Origin of the sequence: Pseudoduganella sp. R-31 (genome assembly GCF_049913235.1) — a bacterium.
In the GTDB taxonomy this organism is placed as follows: Bacteria; Pseudomonadota; Gammaproteobacteria; order Burkholderiales; family Burkholderiaceae_D; genus Rugamonas.
In genome coordinates this window covers 4,796,855-4,813,628 of the sequence record NZ_CP183986.1, presented here as the reverse complement: position 1 = coordinate 4,813,628, position 16,774 = coordinate 4,796,855, and the positions used below count along the sequence as shown (strand labels likewise).

At 64.9% G+C, this 16,774-nt stretch carries 18 protein-coding genes; all 18 read right to left on the bottom strand.

Annotated elements, in window-relative coordinates:
- Nucleotides 1-12: 12 nt before the first annotated feature.
- A complete protein-coding gene (locus tag ACN9MY_RS21730) occupies nt 13-972 on the bottom strand; it encodes a type II secretion system F family protein (protein WP_426162598.1) in 960 nt (319 codons plus the stop codon).
- Nucleotides 973-984: 12 nt separating this feature from the next.
- Complete coding sequence (locus ACN9MY_RS21725; protein WP_426162597.1) at nt 985-1,962, bottom strand: type II secretion system F family protein; 978 nt, start codon at nt 1,960-1,962, stop codon at nt 985-987.
- Between the two features lie 3 nt (nt 1,963-1,965).
- Complete coding sequence (locus tag ACN9MY_RS21720) at nt 1,966-3,336, bottom strand: CpaF family protein (RefSeq protein WP_426162596.1); 1,371 nt, start codon at nt 3,334-3,336, stop codon at nt 1,966-1,968.
- Between the two features lie 29 nt (nt 3,337-3,365).
- Nucleotides 3,366-4,526, bottom strand: a complete 1,161-nt coding sequence (locus tag ACN9MY_RS21715) for an AAA family ATPase (protein WP_426162595.1) — start codon at nt 4,524-4,526, stop codon at nt 3,366-3,368.
- 8 nt (nt 4,527-4,534) lie between these two features.
- Nucleotides 4,535-5,071, bottom strand: coding sequence for a TadE/TadG family type IV pilus assembly protein (locus ACN9MY_RS21710; protein WP_426162593.1), 537 nt, complete (start codon nt 5,069-5,071; stop codon nt 4,535-4,537).
- 7 nt (nt 5,072-5,078) lie between these two features.
- Nucleotides 5,079-5,537, bottom strand: coding sequence for a TadE/TadG family type IV pilus assembly protein (locus ACN9MY_RS21705; protein WP_426162592.1), 459 nt, complete (start codon nt 5,535-5,537; stop codon nt 5,079-5,081).
- 5 nt (nt 5,538-5,542) lie between these two features.
- On the bottom strand, nt 5,543-7,090 hold the full coding sequence (locus tag ACN9MY_RS21700; RefSeq protein WP_426318581.1) for a pilus assembly protein TadG-related protein: 1,548 nt from the start codon (nt 7,088-7,090) through the stop codon (nt 5,543-5,545).
- A 9-nt stretch (nt 7,091-7,099) separates the two neighbouring features.
- The gene (locus ACN9MY_RS21695; RefSeq protein ID WP_426162590.1) at nt 7,100-7,375 is read right to left on the bottom strand and encodes a hypothetical protein; all 276 of its coding nucleotides are present in this window, start codon (nt 7,373-7,375) and stop codon (nt 7,100-7,102) included.
- 9 nt (nt 7,376-7,384) lie between these two features.
- Complete coding sequence (locus ACN9MY_RS21690; RefSeq protein WP_426318580.1) at nt 7,385-8,959, bottom strand: type II and III secretion system protein family protein; 1,575 nt, start codon at nt 8,957-8,959, stop codon at nt 7,385-7,387.
- Between the two features lie 13 nt (nt 8,960-8,972).
- Complete coding sequence (gene cpaB / locus ACN9MY_RS21685; protein ID WP_426162588.1) at nt 8,973-9,824, bottom strand: Flp pilus assembly protein CpaB; 852 nt, start codon at nt 9,822-9,824, stop codon at nt 8,973-8,975.
- 24 nt (nt 9,825-9,848) lie between these two features.
- The gene (locus ACN9MY_RS21680) at nt 9,849-11,165 is read right to left on the bottom strand and encodes an ATP-binding protein (RefSeq protein WP_426162587.1); all 1,317 of its coding nucleotides are present in this window, start codon (nt 11,163-11,165) and stop codon (nt 9,849-9,851) included.
- 12 nt (nt 11,166-11,177) lie between these two features.
- A complete protein-coding gene (locus ACN9MY_RS21675; protein WP_426318579.1) occupies nt 11,178-11,795 on the bottom strand; it encodes a methyltransferase family protein in 618 nt (205 codons plus the stop codon).
- Entirely contained in the window at nt 11,792-12,379 is a 588-nt protein-coding gene (locus ACN9MY_RS21670; protein ID WP_426336119.1) for an A24 family peptidase, read from the bottom strand. The genes ACN9MY_RS21675 and ACN9MY_RS21670 overlap by 4 nt, the downstream gene beginning before the upstream one ends.
- Nucleotides 12,376-13,428: a phosphatase PAP2 family protein gene (locus ACN9MY_RS21665; protein WP_426318577.1), complete on the bottom strand. Its 1,053-nt coding sequence runs from the start codon at nt 13,426-13,428 to the stop codon at nt 12,376-12,378. The genes ACN9MY_RS21670 and ACN9MY_RS21665 overlap by 4 nt, the downstream gene beginning before the upstream one ends.
- Entirely contained in the window at nt 13,425-13,601 is a 177-nt protein-coding gene (locus ACN9MY_RS21660) for a Flp family type IVb pilin (protein WP_426162582.1), read from the bottom strand. The genes ACN9MY_RS21665 and ACN9MY_RS21660 overlap by 4 nt, the downstream gene beginning before the upstream one ends.
- 69 nt (nt 13,602-13,670) lie before the next feature.
- Nucleotides 13,671-13,844: a Flp family type IVb pilin gene (locus ACN9MY_RS21655; protein ID WP_426162581.1), complete on the bottom strand. Its 174-nt coding sequence runs from the start codon at nt 13,842-13,844 to the stop codon at nt 13,671-13,673.
- Between the two features lie 458 nt (nt 13,845-14,302).
- Nucleotides 14,303-14,992, bottom strand: a complete 690-nt coding sequence (locus ACN9MY_RS21650) for a response regulator (protein WP_426162580.1) — start codon at nt 14,990-14,992, stop codon at nt 14,303-14,305.
- 7 nt (nt 14,993-14,999) lie between these two features.
- Complete coding sequence (locus tag ACN9MY_RS21645; RefSeq protein ID WP_426318576.1) at nt 15,000-16,661, bottom strand: sensor histidine kinase; 1,662 nt, start codon at nt 16,659-16,661, stop codon at nt 15,000-15,002.
- Nucleotides 16,662-16,774: the final 113 nt, after the last annotated feature.

Sequence of the window (16,774 nt, the reverse complement as noted above, 5' to 3'; positions counted from 1 at the left end):
GGCAATTCCTTTCTAGCCGGCGTCGGCGCCGCCCATGGTGGGCAGCAGGACGCGGTAAATCGAGATAAACGCAGGCCCCATCAACACCACCAGCAACGATGGGAAGATGAAGAAGATCAACGGGAACAGCAGTTTCAGGGCAATCTTTGCAGCAGCTTCTTCGGCGCGCTGGCGACGGCGGGTGCGCAGTTGTTCCGACTGCACGCGCAGCGAATCGGCGATGCTGGTGCCGAAGCGTTCGGCCTGGATCAGCATAGCCACCAGCGCATCGACATCCTCGACGCCGGTGCGCAGCGCCAGGTTGCGCAGGGCGCGCTCCTTGGACAGGCCGGCGCGCAGCTCCAGCGTCACCAGGTGCAGTTCATCGGCCAGGATCGGGCTCTTGATGCCGATTTCGTCGGCCACCCGCAGTAGCGCGGCATCCATCGCCAGGCCCGCTTCCACGCACACGGTCATCAGGTCCAGCGCATCGGGGAAGGATTCGAAGATTTCGAGCTGGCGGCGGCTGATGGCCCAGCGCAGCAGGAAGTTCGGCAGGTAGTAGCCGAGGCCCGCCGCCAGCAGCAGCCAGAACATCAGGCCATTGCCGGACAGCTTTGAACCGGACAGCACGAGCGAAGCATAGAGCGCCAGCGGCAGCATGATCGCCAGCGCCGTCTTGGCGGCGAAGTACAGCGGCCCCATGGAAGCATGGCGCAGCCCCGCATTCATGAAGCGCAGGCGCAGCGTCGACTTCTCCCATTCTTCGGTTTCGCCGCCGGACAGCTTGGCCACCGGCGCCAGCCAGGCCGCAATGCGCGCCAGCAGGTTGGGGTTGATGCGTTCGCGCCGCCGCGATTTGCCGGGCAGCTCGCTCACCTGCTGCAGCCGCCCGTGCACGGGGTTGGCGCTGAAACTCAGCATGACCACGTAGGCGGTGCCGAACACCAGCAGGAACACCAGGGCCAGGAAGGCCATTTGAAGGACGCTCATGTCAATCTCCCGCTAAACACGAATCCGGATAATCTTGCGCATCGCGAAGACACCAACGATCATCATGGTGATCGCGCCAGCAACCATCTTGCGCCCGGCCGGGTCGGTGTACAGCACGGCCAGGAAGCTGGGATTGGTCAGCTGGATCATCCCAGCCGCGGCAAAGGGCAGCAGGCCGAGCACCCAGGCCGACATCTTGCCCTCGGCCGACAGCACGCGGATCTGGCCCAGCAGCTTGATGCGCTCGCGCACGATCCTGCTGATGTTGTCGAGCAGTTCGGCCAGGTTGCCGCCCGTCTCGCGCTGGATCATCACGGCGATGACGAAGTAGCGCAGGTCGGTACTGGGCACGCGCGTGGCCAGGTTCATCAGCGCATCGTTCATCGAGATGCCGAAATTGACCTCGTCGAAGGTTGCCTTGAATTCGTCGGCGATCGGCGCGTTCATTTCGTCGCCCACCATCTTCATGGCGGTCGGGAAGGCATGGCCGGCGCGAAGGGCTCGGCCGATCAGGTCCAGCGCGTCGGGCAGTTGCTGGTCCACCTTGGCCAGCCGCTTGCCCTTGGCGCGCAGCACCAGCAGCAGGGGGAAGCTGAGCGAGACCAGCATCAGCGGCAGCACTAGCAGCAGCGGCACCCGCAGGAACAGTGCCGCGCCGCCTACCAGCACGGGGCAGATCAGCGACAGCACGATCAGGTCCGACACCGTCCACGACATGCCCGACTGCTCCAGCAGGCGGTCCAGCTGGCTGACGCGCGGCATCTGCAGCAGCAGGCGCTGGAATACCGGGCTTTCGCTGAGCAGGCGCTTTTTGATCATGGAAGCGCTTTCGCCGCCGGCATGGGCGCCGGCCGACATCATGCGCAAGCGGCGCGCCACCCGTTCCGCTTCCGGCCCCTTGGCCGAATTCCAGGTCAGGTACATGCCTTCGATCAGCAGCACCACGGCCAGGAAGACCAGGATGCCGGTGGCGTAATAGAGGTAGTCCATGGCTTACATCCTCTTTTGCACGGTGGGGTCGAACATGTCGTCGGCCAGGGTGACGCCGAAGGTGCGCAGCCGTTCGCCGAAGCGCGGCCGCACGCCGGTGGCGCTGAAGTAGCCTTGCACCGAGCCGTCGGTGCCGACGCTGGTCTGCTTGAAGCAGAAGATCTCCTGCATGGTGATCATTTCGCCTTCCATGCCGGTGATTTCCTGGATCGACATCAGCTTGCGCTTGCCGTCGGTCAGGCGCGCCACCTGCACCACCACGCCGATGGCGGAAGAGATCTGTTGGCGCATGGCCTTCACCGGCAGGCCGGCGGCGCCCATGCTGATCATGTTTTCCAGCCGGGTCAGCGCATCGCGCGGCGTGTTGGCGTGGATGGTGGCCATCGAGCCTTCATGGCCGGTATTCATGGCCTGCAGCATGTCCAGCGCTTCGGCGCCGCGCACCTCGCCCAGGATGATGCGGTCGGGGCGCATGCGCAGCGCATTGCGCACCAGGGCGCGCTGCGTTACCTCGCCCTTGTTCTCAATGTTCGGCGGACGCGTTTCCAGGCGCACGATATGCGGCTGCTGCAGCTGCAGTTCGGCCGCATCTTCGATGGTCACGATGCGCTCGCTGTGGCTGATATAGCCGGAAATGGCGTTCAGCATGGTGGTCTTGCCGGAGCCGGTGCCGCCCGAGATCAGGATGTTCACCTTGCTCTTGCCCAGCGCCTGCAGGATGGTGGCCATGGCCTCGGTCATCGAGTTGAAGCTGATCAGCTCCGCCATGCCCAGCGGATCGGCCGAGAAGCGGCGGATCGAGAGCACCGGGCCGTCGATGGCCAGCGGCGGGATGATGGCGTTGACGCGCGAACCGTCCGGCAGGCGGGCGTCGACCATCGGGCTCGATTCGTCGATGCGGCGTCCCACGCGCGACACGATCTTGTCGATGATCTTCATCAGGTGCGCATCATCGTTGAAGGTGACCGAAGTCAGTTCCAGGCAGCCTTTGCGCTCCACGTACACCTGGCGCGCCCCGTTGACCAGGATGTCGGACACATTGGGGTCGGCCAGCAGCGGCTCCAGCGGCCCGAAGCCCAGCACCTCGTACTGGATGTCGCGCGTCAGGTTGCGCCGCTCGCTGTCGTTGATCACCACCATGTTCTCTTCGAGCAGGCGCTCGACCAGGATCTTCAGCTCGTCGCGGATCTGGTCCTGGGTCAGGCGCTGCATGCTCTCCAGGTCGACCCGGTCGAGCAGGGTCTGGTGGATGCGGTGCTTGAGCTGCTGGTAGGCGCGGTTGTCGATTGCCTCGGAAGTGCGCAGGGCGGCGACGTTGCCGTTGGCTGGCGCGGCGCCAAGGCGATTGCGGAGGTTCTGGGCTGGGATCTGCATGATCGGCTCCATGGGCTGGTCTGGGGGCGCTATGCGCGCTGGAGGATTCGGGACAGCCAGCCGCGCGACTCGGTACTGCTGTCGCCGGCCAGGGTACGCGCCAGGTCCTGCAAAGCCTTGGAAATCGGGCTGGCGCGCTGCAGCTGCAGGATCGGCACGCCCTGGTTGACCGAGGCGGCGGCAGCTTCGTAGTGGTTCGGGATGGTGCGGAACATTTCCATGCCGTAGGCTTGCTCGCAATCGCGCAGGCGGATGTCGCCGTTGTTCGAATGGCGGTTGACGATCAGGTGGATTTTGTCCTTCCGATAGTCAAGCGAACGGAATACCTGCAGCAGCCGCTTGCCGTCGCGGATATACGGCAGCGTGGCCTGCAGGATGGGGAAGATCATGTCGGCCTGGTCGAGGGCGCGCACCGAGACGGCGTCCAGGCTGCGCCCGATGTCGAGCAGGACGAAATCGTAATGCTGGCGCGCCAGCCGCAGCAGGGCGTCGATATGCTCGGGATGCACGTCATTGGCCTGGGTCGGGTCTTCCGGCGCCGCCAGCACGTGGAAGTTCGGCGTCACCTGCACCATGCTGGAGAACAGCAGGGTGGCATCCAGGCGGTGCATCTGCTGCGCCACGCTGGCCACGCTGGCGGCCGGGCGCTGGTCGGAGACGAACAGCGAGGCGTCGCCGAACTGCAGGTTGAGGTCGAACAGCGCTACTTTCTTGCCTTCGGCGGCAGCCAGGGCGTAGCCGAGGTTGGCGGCCAGGAAGGTGGCCCCGCTGCCGCCCTTGCAGGAGATGAACGCCAGCACCTTGCCCAGCGAACGGGCGCTGAAATTGCGCTTTTCGTCCAGCCGGCGCACCGCCGCCTGCAGCGCGGCGCCGTCGATCGGCGCGGGCAGCACTTCTCGCACGCCGGCGCGCATGGCCTGCATCAGGAAGTCGGGCGTCTGCTGGGTGCAGGCCACGATGATGGCCATGTCGGGGTGTTGCACGCTGAGCGTTTCGAGGCGGTCCATGTCCTCGCCGTTCAGCAGCGGCTGCGCCACCAGCAGCAGGTCGGGTGCCATGCCGTCAAAGCGCGGCAGCTTGTCGAGCAGGCCTGGCAGCACGTCGACCTGGTCGGTCGGGCTGCGCTCGCGCAGGATGCGGGCGATTTCGAACAGTTGCTTATCGTTGCTGGAGATGGCGGTGATCTTCATGGCATCGCTCAGTTGGTGAAGCCGAGGCTTTCGGCGTAGACGACAGTGGTGGCTTCCGGCATGGTGTTGGCCGGCTTGGAAACGGTGACCGATCCGGGCTTGAAAATCAGCGGGGTAAATACGACATCCTTGACTTTGACTTCGACGTACATGACACAAGATGCAGTGCGCAGCACATCGTTGCAGGCGGCCATATTGTCGCCCGCATCCGCTGGCGGGTTGATGACCGGATCGACGCCATTTGCCTGCAGGTAGCGGATTTTGACATTTTCATCAGTGATTTCCATGCTGCCAGGGAGCCTCGTGGCACCGAACACCGCATACTTCCTGATGTCGGTCTGGTCGGCATCGCTCATCCAGCGCACGGCTGCCTCGCGTGCGCCGCGGCGGCTGATTTCCTGCATGGTGTTGTAGACGAACATCATGCGGCCGAACTCGAAGATGGCATAGATGAAGGCCAGCAGCAGGCCGCCGATGATGGCAAATTCCACGATCGCGGCGCCGCTCTGGCGCTTCAGGCTGGGACGGCAGGCCCGGTTCTTCATGGCATCCTCACTGCATGTAGCGCATGGTGGTGCGCGGGGTCAGGTTGATGGTGCGCACCGCATTGCCGATCAGCGGAATGGTCTGGCCGATGTTGACAGCGTAGCCGGTGATCTCGACGCGTACGCCGCCGGGCGCGGTGCCGTCAATGCAGGAGCTGTCGTTGTAGGAGGCATCCAGGCAAGTGACCACCACGTTGCTGCTGGCGAAGCCGGGTACCTTGGCCGCGTTGGCGGCGGCCACCACGATGCTCTTGGCAGTGCCGACGGCGCTCGAGTTGATGTTGGCTTTTTTCGCCACGCTCATGTAGCGGGCGCCGTCGCGGGTACCCTTGCTGAGCGCATCGTAATAGGCGAAGGCGCGGCCGAACTCCCACACCCCTGCCAGCAGCAGGAACAGGATGCTGGCCACCAGCCCGAATTCGACCAGGGCGGCGCCGGATTGCTTGCGTAATGGTGGAAGGCGCATGGTGATCACTTGTACAGTTTGACTTCGGACGAGGGCACTGGTTCTACCAGGCCGGTGAATTCCACGTTCAGTTTCTTCGGCGAGCCGCTGAGGTCGGCCTTCTTCTGCATGAAGAACTTGCCGATGCCGACCACGTTCATGACGCCGCAGGCGCCGCTGCCCACCGGCGGGGTGCGGCAGTCGATCAGCACGATGTTCAGGATGCGGCGGTTCTCGACGCCGGTGCGGCCGGCCGGGGCCAGGAAGGTCGGGCCGCTGGCCTGGTTATACGGCGCCGCAAACTGCGAGGTGAAGCCGGCGCCGACCGTGGTCGGGTAATTGGCGGGGTCGATATAGTTGGTGGTGGCGCCCGTGCCGTACATCTTGCTGGTTGCGCTGGTGCCATTGGCCTCGGCTGGCGTAACGGCCGTCGTACCGTCGGACTGGACCGCCGGCGTGTAGGACCACAGCACGCCGTGTTCCGCATAGCTGGCCTGCGTCGGGACGCGGGTGCTGGGCGTGCTGGGCCAGATATTGGTGGTGGCCTCAAAGGGCAGCGTGTACTTCGGCAGCTGCGGGGTGCCGTCGGTCGTGACCGATTGCTGGCTGGGCAGGTTGGTGCTGCCGGCGTCTTGCCATCCAGCCGGTGCTTCGCCGGAGCCGGGCAGGTATTCCTTGACGTTGATGTCGGGCGGCGCGGTGGCCGGGTCGCACTGCGAGCCGCCGGAATAATCGTTGAAGCGCGAGTTGAACGCTTTTTCCAGCGTCCCCGACACGCCGGTATTGGTGTAGACCTGGCCCACCCCGGTCGGCACCACGGCGCTGTTTCCGACGCAGATGAAGGGGGCGGTGACATTGGTCGACGAGTTGGACGAGACGCAGGCGTTGGGCGGCGAATTGACCGGGTTGATCTGGTACGGGTCGGAGGCGGCGCCGCCCAGGGAGCCCAGTTCGAACACGTTGTACGACATGCCGCGGCGGAAGCCGTATTCGACGATTTCAGTGAAGCTGCCGTAGCTGTAGTTGGCCGTGCGGCGGGTCGGGTCGATGGCGCAGACGCCGACCGGGGTGACGGTGTTGACGTAGCGCCCCGCCACCGCCCAGCCGTAGGTCGAGGTGCTGTTGTCGCCGGCAATGCGCATCAGCCAGGTATTGATCGACTGCGCAGTGCCGCCGTTGCCGCCATCCCGGGTGTCGACCTCCACGAACGTGCGACCGGTGGCGTTGCCCAGGCTTTGCGCCAGGGTGTACCAGGGGCCGTCCGGACTGGCGGCAAAGCGGAAGTTGGCGTCCTGCAGCGTCAGCGTGCTGCCGAAGTTGTAGCGGTTCTTCAGCGCCAGCGCCTTGCCGGAAGCGACGGCCTTGTTCAGGCCCGCGTCCGAGTTGTCGAGGTCCTTGCCGGCAGCCAGGGCCGAGGCATCGGCCAGGTTCTGCAGCTCGGTCTTGACGATGTATAAGTGGCCAAGGTCCAGCACCAGGCCTGCCACGGGGATCAGGACGAGCATCAGCAGCAGGCCAGTCATCACGGCCACGGCGCCGCGCTGCTGGTGGTGCTTGGGAATGCGCTGGACCATGGCTGTCTCCTAGCGGCCGACGCCGATCAGGAAGGAATTGGCGTTCTTTTCCGGCGCCTTGAACGATTTCACGTACTGGTCGTAGCCGGCCTTGGCGGCCGGGCCGTCCAGCCCCAGGGGCACCGCCATGTTGCGCTCGGCGGCGGGGTTCATGATCTGCGCCTGGCGCAGGTCGGTGGCGGCTTCGCCCAGGTGCTGGTCGACGTAGGGCGTGGTCGACATGCAGGCCGCCAGGCTCAAAGGCAGCAGGGCAGTGCCGGTGCAGCGCAGGAATGACGATTTCATGCTGGCCTCCTAGTTCAGGTCGAAACCGCCGGCTTGCTTGCCAGGCTGCTTCTGGGTTTTGTCTTGCGGCGGGGTGCCTTCCATCTGGCCGGTGAAGATGCGCTGGGCGCGGCTCGGATCGGTCACGTTGGAGGTGGGCAGGGCATTGGCCAGGTCGGGCGGCAGCGGCTTGACCAGGCGCGGCGTGATGACGAACACCAGCTCGGTGCGGTCGGTCTGGAAATCGTTGGAACGGAACAGGGCGCCCAGCACCGGGATTTCGCCCAGGCCCGGCACGGCCTTGATGTTGTTGGTCGAGTTGTTCTTGATCAAGCCGCCGATGGCGAAGCTCTGGCCGTCGAACAGCTGCACCGTGGTGGCGGCGCGCCGCGTGGTGAACGAAGGCAGGATGGCGGTGCCGTTGACGCCGGCCGCCGAAATGCCCACGCCTTCCTTGTTCAATTCCGAGACTTCGGGCGCCACCTTCAGGTTGATGCGGCCGTCACCCAGCACGGTCGGGGTGAAGCGCACCGCCACGCCGAATTCCTTCTCTTCCAGCGTGATGCGGGTAAAGCCGCCGCCGTCCGGGGTGGAGGCCACCGGGATGAAGATCTTGCCGCCGGCCAGGAAGCTGGCTTCCTGGCCGCTGATGGCCATCAGGTTCGGCTCGGCCAGCATCTTCACCAGCCCGTCGCGCTTTTGCGCATCGATGGTGAAGGAGTTGCCGTTGGTGCTCTTGAAGGCATTGGCCAGCGAAGGGTTGCCGCTCAACAGGTTGGACAGCAGGGTATAGGTCCAGTTGCCGATGGTGTGATTGAGACCGATGCTGGCGCCCAGCTGGTCGACCAGGGTCTTGGACACTTCGGCCACCTTCACTTCCAGCATCACCTGCTGCGGCGCGGCGACGGTCAGCATATTGATGATCTTGAGCGACAGGCTGCCTTCGACTGGCGCGATGGCCTGCGTGCTGGCGCCGGCCGGCGCCGAGGCGCCGCTGCCCGGGCCGCCGCTGCTGGTCGGGCGCTGGCGCGTGACGAAGGCGTTGGCCATCTGCAGCACATGCTCGGCCATCACCACGTCCGGTACGGTGCCGCTCAGCATGAGGGAGTCGGCGGCCGCGGTCACCTTGACCATGCCGGCCTGGCCGGTCAGCTTGTCGATGCCCGCCTGCAGGGTGGCCGTGTCGGCGCTGACGGTCAGGTCGGCAATCACGGTGTCGCCGGTCTTCTGCCACACGATCAGGTTGGTGGTGCCGACGGTGCGGCCCAGCATGTATACTTCGCGCGGATTGAGCAGGATCACGTCGGCCACGCGGGCGTCGCCCACCGCCACCCGTGCTGCAGGATGCTGCAGGCGCACGATGCTGGACTTGCCTTCGGCCAGCTGCATGGCCGGCGCCAGTTCGGTGCGGCCTTCCGGCAGCGCAGCCGGCAGCGCGGCTTCCGCCTTCTTGCCGGGCATGGCGCCGCCCTTGGCCTTCATTTTGGGCTGCTGCGCCACGACGGCTGCTTCGGCGCCCACCTGGGCGGCGGCAGGCGTGGGCAGGGCGGGCAGGGCCAACAGGGCGCCCAGGATGCTCGGTACAGCGGTGCTTATCCTTTTCATGAGTAGCTCCGTATCAGAATTGTTGGCTGCTGCGGTCCAGGCCTTTGATCATTTCCACATGCACGCCCGGTGGCGGCACGGTGGCCACTTTGCGCACCGGCACGGGCTTCGGTGCCGGGGCGGCGACGGGCGCCGCTTTCGGTGCCGGCGCGGGTGTTGCGGCGCCCAGCAGGGTGGTCTTGGTGGCGCCGGTGGTCAGCGCGGGATTCGGGTCGACCTGGTTGCGCAGCACCAGCGACAGGCTGCCTACGCTGCGTGCCAGGTCGAGTTTTTCCACCTGTTCCGGGGTCAGCTCCAGCGTCACCGCATTCACCACTTTCGGCTTGGTCTCGTCGCGCGAGGATTCCTGCGCCACCGCCAGCACCAGGATGCGTTCCAGCACGATCTTGGAAATGGTCGGGTCCTTGGTCTGGGTGCGCTGGCCTTCTTCCTGGGTGTTGACCAGGATGTCGACGTAATTGCCGGGCAGGGCGAAGCCGGCCACGCCCACCACGTCGTTGACCCGCACGGTCATGGCGCGCTTGCCCTCGGCCACCACCGCCGACAGCCCGCCCTGGGTGCCGGGCGGCGCCAGCTTGGCTTCCAGGATCGGCTCGCCGCGCATGATGCTGGTGCGGGTGACGCGCGACTCCAGCGCCTTGTCGTCCTTGATGGCGCCCGGCGGCTGCACCGATGCCGGCCAGTCGACCAGGCGCACCATGTCGGGCGTGATGCGTGCGCCCAGGCTGATGTCCACCTGCGCCACGGCCACCTTGGCCGTGGTGCCGCTGGCCTGCGCGTTGATCCAGCGCGCTGCCACCACAACGGCCACGAAGGCCAGGGCGATGGCTACCACCATCATGATCATTGCTCGTGTGTTCCTCATGATTATCCCCTTGCGTCCTTGGCTTCAAACCGCGGCAAAATAGTTATTCCAGGCCCACTCAAGCGAGGCGATGTCCAGCGTGGGCAGGCGTCCTTCATAGGCGGCCAGGTCGCGCAATTGCGAAACCAGGTCGCGCGGGTAACAGGCCATCAGCGGCCGTTCGTGCGTGTGGTGCTGGCGCATCAGCCAGGCGAAAGTCTCGGCCTCGAACGGCACCGAATAGCGTTGGCACACCTGGCGGAACACGGTCTCGTACTGTTCCGGCGTCTGCGGGCCGACATGGATCTTGTAGCCCAGGCGGCGCAGGAAGGAACCGTCGGCAAGCGCATCGGGCGGCATATTGGAGGAAAAGATCACCACCACGTCGAACGGCACCGGGAACTTGTAGCCGTTCTGCAGCGACAGGTAGTCGACCTGGCGGTCCATCGGCACGATCCAGCGGTTCATCAGTTCCACCGGCGAGCAGCGCTGGCGCCCCAGGTCGTCGATGATGAAGATGCCGCCGTTGGCCTTCAGGTGCGGCGGCGCCTGGTACAGCCGGGTGGCCGGATCGAAGCGCAAGTCCAGCGCTTCCAGGGTCAGCTCGCCGCCGGTGATCACGGCGGGTCGCTGGCTGCGCACCCAGCGCTGGTCGCGCGGGGTGCGGCGGTCGAACAGCATGCCCGGCGGCGGCGTGTCCTCAATAATGGTATGCAGCACCGGGTCATAGACAGGGATGATGTCGCCGTCGACCAGCAGCGCATGCGGCACGGCGATCTGCCCTTGCAGCAGGCCGTTCAGGCGCTCTGCCAGGTAGGTTTTTCCGCTGCCGGCCGGACCATGGATAAAGATGGCGCGGCCACTGTTCATGGCCGCGCCCAACTGGTCAAGCACTGCAGGGCTGGCGACAATGCCATCGAACGTTTTGCGGATGTGCTCGCGCTTGACGTGCATCTGCGCCACGCTATGGGCGCGCACGCGTTCGGCATAATCGCTAAAGGTTACGGGGGCAGCGCCGGCATAGGCGTCGCGGCGCACGAATTCGGCGGCGCGGGCGCGGCCCGTATCGGTCAGGTTGTAGACGATGTCGGCATCGGTGTTGCTGACGCCGCGGCGCATCATCTCCATCAGCTTTTCCGTGCGCATGAAGCCCAGCACCGGGTCCAGCACCGATGGCGGCAGCTTCAGGTGGGCGGCCAGCTCGTTGAGCTTGACCTGGCCGCGCTGGTACAGCACCTTGCTGGCCAGCTCCACCAGCAGCAGGAAGGGCAGCCCGGTTTCTTCCACCGTGCGCGGTGCGGGAACGCGCAGCGGGTCGTCAGCCCAGGGGCGCTTGCTTGGTTCTTCAAAATCGGCAGGCATGGCGGACCTCTCTCAAAACACCATTGGCAGGATGCGGTACTTGACGCGGCGCATGTACAACAGATACTCGCTGTCGCGCGACAGGAAGCGTTCTTCGCGCACCAGGCGGGCCAGCAGCAGCATGGAGGCAAGCAGGCAGGTGACGGCATTGCCGAGGCTGCTGTTCGACAGGACATAGCCCACATAGCTGAGCAGGTAGCTGGCATACAGCGGATGGCGGATCCAGCGGTACAGTCCGGTAGTCTTGATCTGGCGCCGCGCGGCCACCAGGCCGAAGCTGCGATTCAGCGACAGCAGGCCGCAGATCTGCAGCAGCACGCCGGCCACGATCAGGGCGCGCGCCGCGGGCAGCAGGCCTTCGCCGCTTGGCGCGAAGAAGAAGGGGGCGCCGGTGGAGGCGATGGCCAGCGCCCAGTCCAGCGGGGAGTGCGACACGGCAGCCGGCTCCGAGCGCAGCATGAACAGCGCCGCCACCAGGGTTTCCGAGGCCACGAACAGCAGGTAGGCCCAGTCGCCGGTGGCATTGAAGGCGCGCGCGTGGGCCACCGAGAACAGCAGCCAGACGCTGGCCAGTGCGGCCGTGGCCAGCACGCTGACGGTGCGCGAGGCGAGGATGGGGGTGGCGTTCATAGCAGGCTCCAGCCGAAGTAACGGGTCAGCAACAGGTAACTCACGGTGCCGGCGGCGATGGCCACGGCATAGGGCAACTGGCCGGTGGCAGCCAGCGGGGCATCGATGCGGGCGCTGCCGCCGGACATGCCGCGCAGCACGCTGCCCAGCACCATCACCTTGACATTGCCGGTGACCTTGCGCAGGCTGCCCTGGAACAGGGCCACCAGCAGGGCCAGCACGCCGCCGGCCAGCACGCTGGACAGGCCGGCGCCCAGGATGTCGAGCGGCCCCAGGAAGGCGCCCAGCATCGCCATCAGCTTGACGTCGCCGGCGCCCATCGCGCCCAGCGCATACATCGGCAACAGCAGCACCAGGCCGAGCACCATGCCGGCACTGGCTTTCAGCAGGCCCAGCGCACCGAACGGTTCGCTGAACAGGCCGGCGCCCGGCGTCACGGTCGCTTGCAGCGTGAGCCCGGCCAGCAAGCCCAGCACCACCAGCTTGTTCGGGATGCGGCGGCTGCGCACATCGCTGGCCACGGCCCATGCCAGCAGGCAGGCCAGCAGCACGATCGGCAGCATGGCGCGGGTATCGAAGCTCATGGCGCGCTCCTTTGCACCAGCTTGCCGCACAGGGTCCAGATCAGCCAGGCGCCCAGCGCACCGGCGTAGCCGTCGATCGCGTAATGCCAGCCCAGGTGTACCGAGCCGACCTGGATCAGCACGGCAAACGCGGTGAGGGCGATGCCGGCGGCGCGGTTCAGGCGCCAGCCGAGCAGGGCCAGCAGCACCGAACTGGCCACGTGCATGCTGGGCATGGCGGAAATGCTGAGGGCATTGGTGCCGCTGTGCTGCGCGTAGTCTTGCCACAGCGTGTCCTGCACCTGCAGGGCCATCACCGGGATCACCTTGTCGGCATCGCGCAGGTAATGCATCAGGCCGGCGAAGGGATCGGCGCCCGCGACCGCAAAGTGGTAGTAGCACGGGCCGACGGAAGAGAACAGCATGGCCATGATATTGCCCAGCAGGGCCCAGCTCAGCACAAAGCTCAGCATGAACTGCATGCGCAGCTGGCGGCGTTCCAGGTTGAAGGCCAGCCAGTATACGGTGGACAGCACGATGAAGAACCACAGGTGGTAATTGAAATTCAGGAGGGCAGTCATCAGCGGGTGGCCGAAGACAGGCTGCAGCAGCTGCCAGGGCTGCACGCCGCCATGCAGCCAGGCGTCGGCGGCGGCCATGCGGGCATCCCAGGCATAGGGCTGCACCAGCGGCACGGCGGCTTTCAGCACGGTGAAGCTGGCGGCAAACAGGGGGAACATGGCCAGCACCGGCGCCGAAAACAGCAGGCGTTCGCGCGTCAGGTAGGCGGCCAGGTGTTGTTTCAGGTAGCGCACCAGGTGCTCGGGGCGCTTGAAGATCATGACGTAGATCGTATAGCCGCACAGTGCAAACACCAGGCCCATCGCCAGGGTCGCGAGATAGCCTTCCAGCTGCAGGTTGTGGCGGTATTTGGCCGGGTAGGCGGCGCACAGCGCGAGGGCGGCCGCCAGCTCCACGCCGACGATGGCAAGCAGCAGGCCGTGCTCGCGCAGCAGGGCGCGTGGCAGGCTGGGGCGGGTCGCGATGCGTGGGGTAAGGACAGCGCTCATGATGTGGCCAACAGGACTTGTGATTTGACGAAGGTGAACAATGCGAGGAGCTGGGTGCCGGCCTTGCCGACGCTGACGACGATGACCACTGCGATCAAGCCGGCCAGCAATGCGTACTCGATTGCCGAGACGCCTGTGTCGTTGCGGAGGAAGCGTAGGAATTGTTCTTTCACGATCGACCTCCAGGTAAGAAAGTCGTCCGGCGAGGCGGGGGAATGCCTGGCCGGACGCAGGCGCAAGATTTAGCCGTTGGCGGTGGTCAGCGCCGTGCCGATCTTGTCGAAGGTCTTATCCAGCTGGGTGCCGATCAGCTTGACGGCAGCGATGATCACGACAGCGATCAGGGCAGCGATCAGGCCGTATTCGATTGCGGTCACGCCTTGTTCGTCGCGGATGAATTTTTGGATGGCTTTCATGATGATTCCTTTCAGGACGTTTAATAACTGCACCAAAGTGTTTGCAGCTTCACGGAACAAGCCCGCTTCACCTGCCTTTTCCAAGCGCTAGAAGCACAATGATGCCGACGACAACTGTCAGTGAGGCTACAAGCACATATTCGTAAAAGGCCCGGCCGTCTTCCTCGGCGATGAAGCTTGCGATTCGTGGCGGCATGAGTCGGTTACGCATTCTGTACTCCGGACATGGTTGTGTTGGCCTTGCCTGGTTCTAGTCTCAGCCGACATGTCTGCCGTGCTGATGAGTTCACTTTAGGCGCATGCGTTTTGACTTCCATCAAACATCTGTCCTTTTCTATGCGTGACAGAAGTCCTTTTTTTCCAGCAGGAATCGGGACATTTGTCCCGGTTCAACGAAGATATATTGGAGGAAATATTTTCGGCACCCCTGCCGGTAGTGGGCGGGGGGCGAGGAGGCGCTACAGGTCGGCCTGGTCGAGCCTGTGCTTGGTGGCAAACACGTAAAGGTCCAGGCGGTTTGACACGCCCAGCTTGTGGTAGATGGCGGTCAAATGGTTGCGCAAAGTGTGCTCGGAAATAAACAACTGTTGCGCCAAAGCCTTGTTAACCGCACCACCACCTGTTGCGATTAAGCTGCAAATGCGTCTTTCCTTGGCAGTGAGCTGGGCGATCTTGTCCAGTTCGGGATCTTGCCGTCGTGTCGATTGCGGATTGCGCATGGCTTCGAACACGCGGCTGAGCATGATGCCATCGAGCCACAGCTCGCCGCCGTGGACTTTCTCGATGGCTTTCAGGACCACCTCGGCCGGCTCGTCCTTGCTGACTACGCCGCGTGCGCCCAGCATCACGGCGCGATCGAGCAACTCGCGGTCGCGCGTGCCCGACAGCACCAGCACGCGCGCGCCGTTGCAGCCGGCCAGCAGGCGCGGCATGATGTCCAGCGAACAGGTGCCGCCCAGGTCGATGTCCAGCAGGATCACGTCGGGCAGCACTTCGGGCGCCATGGCCAGCGCGCTGTCGCAGTCGCGCGCGGTGCCGACCACCAGCATGTTCAGCGCTTCGCTTTCGATCAGCTTGCCCAGGCCCCATAGCAGGGTCTTGTGGTCATCGACCAGCATGATGCGGATTCGTTTGTCGGCTTGCCCCATACTCACCTCACACCGGAATCACAATCTGTACCGCAGTGTTGTTCTGGCGGCCGCGCTGCACGCGCGCTTCGCCGCCCAGCGCGGCGGCGCGTTCAGCGATTGAGCTCGGTGTAAAGTCTAGCACCGGCTGGCCCGAACATTCATTCTCGATGCGCACAGTCAGCTGGCCAGCGGTGCATGCCAGTTCGATATAGCCGTTGCGCGCCGTCGTATGCTTGCAGATATTGCTCATACCCTCGTTGACGATCTGGAACACTTCGGCCGCCAGGCGGTCGCTCATGTGCAATTCACCCTTGGTGTCGACATTGATGTGGACGTCGTAGAACTGGCGCAGCTGCGCGGCCTGGCGGCGCAGGGCAATGAGCAATTCCGGTTCCTTCATTTCCAGCCCGCCGCGCAGGCTCTTGGCGTAGTTGCGCAAGTCGCGCACCACTTGCGAAGTGACGTCGAGCAGGTTGTCCAGGTCGGGCACCAGCGGATTGCCGGGGTCGGCCTTCAGGCGGATGCCAGATACGCCGTGGCGCAGGCCGATATAAGGCTGGATCGTGGTGTCATGCAAGTCGCGGGCGATACGCTCACGCTCACGCAACACCGCTTCCGATGCCATGCGGTCCAGCAGTTCGATATTCTCGATCACGGGGAAGGCCTGGGCTGCGATCTGCAACAGGAACAGCGCGTCCGACTTGTGGAAGTGGTGGCGCTGCGACACCACGATCAGGCGCCCGGAACCGCGCCGCAGCGGCAGCGGCACCGCGATCAGCGACAGCGCGTCGAGCAATTCGGCCAGGGTTTCGCCGGCCTCGGCGTCTTCTTCCACCCAGCGCTGGTGTGCGCTGTCATAGCTCTTGATTTGCAGCCGGCGCCGCAGCCAGGGACCGCGCGGCTGGCGCATCAGCAGGATGGCGTCTTCACCGCATACCAGCAGCGGCGCAGCGGCGTCCGGCGCCAGGTTGCTGGCATGGATCGGACGCCCGGCATTGGCCGAACTGGCCGCGCGCAAGGTCCAGCTTGCCGCGCCGTTGTCGTGCATCAGCAGGATGCAGCTATGGGCGCCGTAGAACTGGCGCGTCTGCTCCAGCACGGAACTGATGGTGCGGTCGACCCCGAAGCGCGGATTGGACATCTGGCTCACCGCATGCAGCAAGGCCATGCGCTGGCGCTGGATCATGGCCATGCCGCCCCAGTGCGCGATCATGTAGCCCAGGGCCAGCAGGAAGGTGGCGCGCAGCATCACCACCGCCATTTCGGCCTGGCTGTGGGTGTACAGGGAGGTCAGCGCAAAGGCCAGCGAGGCGGCCATGGTGATGCGGGCGCCTTCCTCGAAGCCGTGGCTGAAGGCCGAGGTCAGGATGGCGAAGAAAAACAGCAGGAAGTAAAAACTGGCATCGCCGCCGGTAACGTAGACCATCAGCGTGAACCAGCCTACGTCAAGCCAGTACACCAGCTTGCTGCGCACCAGGATCGAGCGGTTGGCCAGCAAGAGCAGGGTTACGCTTTGCAGCAGGTAGGCCAGGAAGACGCCCAGCGACAAGGGGTCGGCGCGGCCGGACGGTTCCACCACGAGGGTAAACAAGCAGGCCACGGCCAATACCAGGCGCATCCAACGCACCATGGAAGCGTCCGAAGTATCCTTCGGCAGGGTCGCATGCAGCAGGCCTTCGTTGATCACGGTGTCTCCGGCGCGTCGTTGTTACCATGCTAAGAGAACCACTTGTCGTTGTCCACAACAAGGTTGTATTTTTGAAACGTTGCCAGGGGCTTGAAATCGGCGCAAACGGCCCC